General features: G+C 37.9%; 3 protein-coding genes. All 3 read left to right on the top strand.

The features are described from left to right. The coding region (locus H6G97_RS45495) for a CHASE2 domain-containing protein (RefSeq protein ID WP_190947004.1) at nucleotides 1-453 on the top strand (453 nt) is incomplete at its 5' end. Between the two features lie 813 nt (nucleotides 454-1,266). Then, complete coding sequence (locus tag H6G97_RS45490) at nucleotides 1,267-2,064, top strand: DUF928 domain-containing protein (RefSeq protein WP_190947003.1); 798 nt, start codon at nucleotides 1,267-1,269, stop codon at nucleotides 2,062-2,064. Further along, nucleotides 2,033-4,780, top strand: coding sequence for a CHAT domain-containing protein (locus H6G97_RS45485; protein ID WP_338421987.1), 2,748 nt, complete (start codon nucleotides 2,033-2,035; stop codon nucleotides 4,778-4,780). The genes H6G97_RS45490 and H6G97_RS45485 overlap by 32 nt, the downstream gene beginning before the upstream one ends. Nucleotides 4,781-4,897: the final 117 nt, after the last annotated feature.

Raw genomic sequence — 4,897 nt, 5'->3', positions numbered from 1 at the left:
AACAATAAAATTAATTCGGAATTAGGCGAGTTGTTGAAGGGACGGATTATTTTGATTGGTGTTACCGCTTCAACAACTACAGATTATTGGAAAACTCCTTATAGTGCCAAAGCAGGGCCAAATCAAAAGCTGATACCAGGGGTCTTTGTCCAAGCTCATCTGAGTAGCCAGATACTCAGTGCCGTCCTGGATCATCGACCTCTACTTTGGTGGTGGCCGACTTGGGTTGAAGCACTTTGGATATGGGGATGGTCATTATTGGGAGGAATTTTAGCATCGTATATTCGCCATCCTATACGTCTTGGGACAGCTGGGATAATAATGCTATTGTCATTATTCAGTATATGTTTTGGGATTTTTACGCAAGCAGGCTGGATACCATTTATTCCCGCAGCATTAGCATTAGTAGCTACACAAGTAGCAGTTGTGTATAGAGATGCCCGTAATCGGTAACTTCCATAAGCAAATTTTTATCTATTTAGATTGATAATGTTATTATACTAATATTAACATGCTAAAAAGCGCATAGTAACGCCATGCATTATTGCGAACAAGTATATATTTTGTCCTTCCCAATTCAGTAGAGACTATCTACAATTCTTTGCCTGCCTGAAAATTTTATATTTGAGCGTCGATTACATCAACGATTTTATAGTTTATATCTATCGTAATCTTACAGGGTCAGCACATCTTCTCAGAAAAATGCTTCAGTGTTAATAAGGCTGAAAATAGTATCAATAATGTTTACCTTTGATAATGTTTTAGGCATCTTTATTGGTGTTTGGCATGAATCGAAATCTGACAGATGCCCTATTTTTCTAAGGTAAGTGGCTAGGCATCACTTTAATTTTTGGGAAACAAACTAAGTAAGAAACTTTGATTATGAATTTGTTCACAAACTAAGGTTTTTGTCAAAACTAATTTAAATATGCTTGCTCTGCGTAATTTTATATCTTTTTGCTGTAGTTAACATTAGTAAATTGCTGGATACACTAATTTAGTGCAATGTTTTTCATAGCTAAGGCAAATCATCTATAGGATAAAAATATTTTAATTCTTGAGTTTGGAAAATCGCTTGTTCCGGCTATTTTAAATCAATAGCCTTAAGCATTAAGGCTTTCCAGAATTGCGTGCTTTTGCCCTACTTTCATAGCTGCTTATAAAACCTTAGTGTGTTCCAGTTTTATTATTCTCATTACAAGGCTAAAGTTAGTTTTTTTCTGTCGCTGACCTTTATATTCCTTTTACCAAAGGGCTATATTTTTGATGAAACTTACCTACATTATGGCTTTAGTACTTCTTGGATTGGTAAGTTGCCCCATAAGAGTTTCGGCACAGCTTGCTCAATTAGTTGACCAACCCCAAGTTAATACAGGCAGCCAATCCCAACGTCCCAAATTTCCAGATAACAGCGCACCTACTGGACGGCGTAAAGGAGGTACAAGCCGTGATGGTTGTACTCCATTGGATACACCAATTACTGCCTTAGTTCCTGGTCAAGAAATTACGAATGAATCAAAATCTTTTTTGACATTTACAATTTCTGAACATCCAACTTTTTGGGTTTTTGTACCGGAATTACCGATTAATACTGTTTCTGGAGAGTTTATACTTCAAGATGAAAATGACAAAAACATCTATAGGGCATCTTTATCACTGCCACGAAAGGCTAGTGTTCTCGGTATTCAGTTACCGCGCAACTTACAGTCTGCTCTAAAAATAAACAAAAATTATCAGTGGTATTTTAAAGTTTTCTGTGGCGATCCCCAGCAAATGCCAGAGTATTTTTATGTGAAAGCATGGATACAACGTGTGCCGTTAAATTCTAATCTTGAAAGTCAATTGAAAAAAACACAATCAAGAGAATATACTACCTATGCTCTTAACCAAATTTGGCAAGATGCTTTAACTAATTTAGCTACCCTGCGTCGTTCTAATCCCAACTCACGCATTTTTACAGAGGATTGGACACTTTTGTTAAAAGATATTGGTTTGGCAGAACTTGCAACAGCACCGATTGTAGAAGTGGAGAGTGACGAAGAAGCTAGCACTGAATCAAATTAGCACAAGAATTATGAAGGAATTTGCAGTATTATTGCGTATACCACAATCTGGTTTCAGATTTTTGAACTTTTTTTTGCTGCTACTAATCACAGCCATACTGTGCATATTTAGTTCACCTGCTTTCGCAATTTTTTCTGATATCAGCCTAAATATTCCCCAAGCTCAGATTCAAAACTCATCTGCCTCGTATGAAAGCTTAGTAGAACAAGGTAAAGCTTTCTATGAAGCAGGTTTATTTACTGAAGCACTTCAGGTTTTATCACAAGCTTCTGTCGGCTTCTACAACACAGGAGACAAACTTAATCAAGCTATAGCATTAAGCAATCTTGCTTTGATTCATCAACAGCTTGGTGAACATAGACAAGCAGAACTTGCAATTACCCAAAGTCTTGATCTGTTAAACAACTTAAATAGCTCAAAAGACCGTGATGCGATTATAGCGCAAGCTTTAGATATACAAGGAAAATTGCAATTAGCAATCGGACAAACTGAAATCGCGTTGTCGACTTGGCAAAAAGCTGCTGATATATATGAGCAAATAGGTGATCGAGCGACATTAACTCGTAACCGGATTAATTCTGCTCAAGCTATGCAGGCTTTAGGGCTTTATCGCCAAGCACAAAAAACTTTAACTGATGTTCAACAAACCCTTACTACTCTTCCAGATTCATCGCTTAAAGTTGCTGGACTACATAGCCTTGGCAATGTCCTACGAGTTATTGGTGATTTCAATGGATCTCGAACAGTTTTAGAACAAAGTTTAACTCTAGCAATAGCTATACAATCTCCCACAGCTATAGGTGATACCTTCCTCAATTTAGGTAATACAGCCTTTGCTCAAGGAAAAACTCAACATCAGGTAGGGAATACAGACCTTGCTCAAAAAGAATTTGAAGCTGCTTTAAAGTTTTATCAGCAAGCACCTATAAACTCAGCAGCTACCACGCATATTCAAGCACAGCTAAATCAACTTAGCCTACTTTTAGAATTTTTCTCTCAAAAACAAGCAGAAAATACGTTCAAACAAGCTTTACCTTTATCTGACCAAATTCTCACTGAAATAAATAAATTGGTTCCTAGCCGAAACTCAGTATATGCTCGAATTCAACTCGCCTCCATTTTAATGGGCTTAACACAAAAAACTAGTACACCTATTTTCTCAAATTTAAATATTGCCCAACTCTTGTCTACTGCGATACAGCAAGCTCAAAACTTAAAAGACCAACAAGCTCAATCTTATGCTCTGGGGACTTTAGGCCGCCTGTATGAAAAGAATAACCAGTTGGCTGATGCTCTAGAGCTAACCCAAAAAGCCTTATTCATTGCTCAGAGTATTGATGCATCAGACATTCTTTATCAGTGGCAATGGCAACAAGGACGTTTACTAAAGCAACAAGGAGATATCAATGCTGCCCTCAAAGCATACAATACAGCTTACAAAACTTTAGAATCTCTACGTGGTGATTTAGTTGCTACTAATTTAGATGTTCAGTTTTCTTTCCGAGAAAGTGTAGAACCTATCTATCGAGAGTTGGTTGAGTTACAGTTGCGAACAGAGAATATACAAGGGAATCTACAGACTAATCAATACAATCTTAAACAGGCACGTAAAGTCGTTGAGTCACTCCAGCTTGCAGAACTGAACAACTTTTTTCGTTCACCTTGTTTGGAACCAATTGTAGAGATTGACAAAGTGGTGGAGCAGGATAAAAAGGCAGCTGTTATCTATTCAGTTATTTTGCCAGACCGTTTCGATGTTATCCTTACCTTGCCTAATCAACAGTTACAGCACTATACCACTAATATCCCTCAAGAAAAAGTAGAGAGTACTGTTACTTCATTACGGAAATCTTTAACTGATGTCGCTGGCACTTATGAAGTCAAACAACAGTCTCAAAAAGTATATGACTGGTTAATTCGACCAGCCGAAGCTGAACTATTGAAAAGTGGTATTACTACTTTAGTTTTTGTCCTGGATGGGGAATTAAGAAATATTCCGATGGGAGTTCTTTATGACCGACAACAAGATAAATATCTTATAGAGAAATATGTGATCGCTTTAACTCCTGGTTTACAATTGTTCAATCCTCAACCTTTGCAAAAGCTACAATTAAATATTTTAACTGCTGGAGTAGGAGAAGAGCGTTCCATTGAAGGTCAAAAATTCTCGGCTCTGAAAAATGTAGCGCAAGAACTCAAAGAAATTCAAACGGAAATTCCGAGGAGTGAAGAACTGTTAAACCAGCAGTTTCTCGATAGTAATCTACAAAAAGAATTGCTGGCAACTCCCTTTTCTATAATTCACTTAGCAACTCATGGTGAGTTTAGCTCAGATCCCGAAAGGACTTTTCTTCTCACCTGGGATAAGCTACTGAAAGTTAAGCAATTCGATAGTTTATTACGAATTGGCGATAGAAGTAAATCTGGTAACATCGAGTTACTTGTCTTGAGCGCTTGCAAAACTGCTGTTGGCGATCGGCGAGCGGCTTTGGGATTAGCTGGCATAGCTGTACGAGCAGGCGCACGCAGTACCCTAGCAAGTTTATGGTCAGTAGACGACCAATGGGCTGCTAAACTTATGAGTGAGTTTTATCGAAACTTGAATACTGGAAGCAGTAAAGCCCAAGCACTCCAACGCGCTCAATTAACTGTATTTGCTAAAGAAAAGAGCCCTTATTTCTGGGCACCTTATGTCCTAGTAGGCAATTGGCTTTGATATGCACAATTATTACAAGACATATTCCTCTATTACAAGACATATTCCTCCATTATTCAGCATTTAAGCAATCTTGACGCGCATTTACTGAGGAGCCGCCTGAGAAACACTGCAAGG

This window comes from Nostoc flagelliforme FACHB-838 (genome assembly GCF_014698065.1).
Classification (GTDB): domain Bacteria; phylum Cyanobacteriota; class Cyanobacteriia; order Cyanobacteriales; family Nostocaceae; genus Nostoc; species Nostoc flagelliforme_B.
Note: the sequence above shows the minus strand (reverse complement) of the source record. Positions and strands in the feature narration are given on the sequence as shown.

What these genes read in the sequence shown, in the direction of transcription:
- H6G97_RS45490 (WP_190947003.1), top strand. Translation starts at nt 1,267, where the DNA reads ATGAAACTTACCTACATTATGGCTTTAGTACTTCTTGGATTGGTAAGT.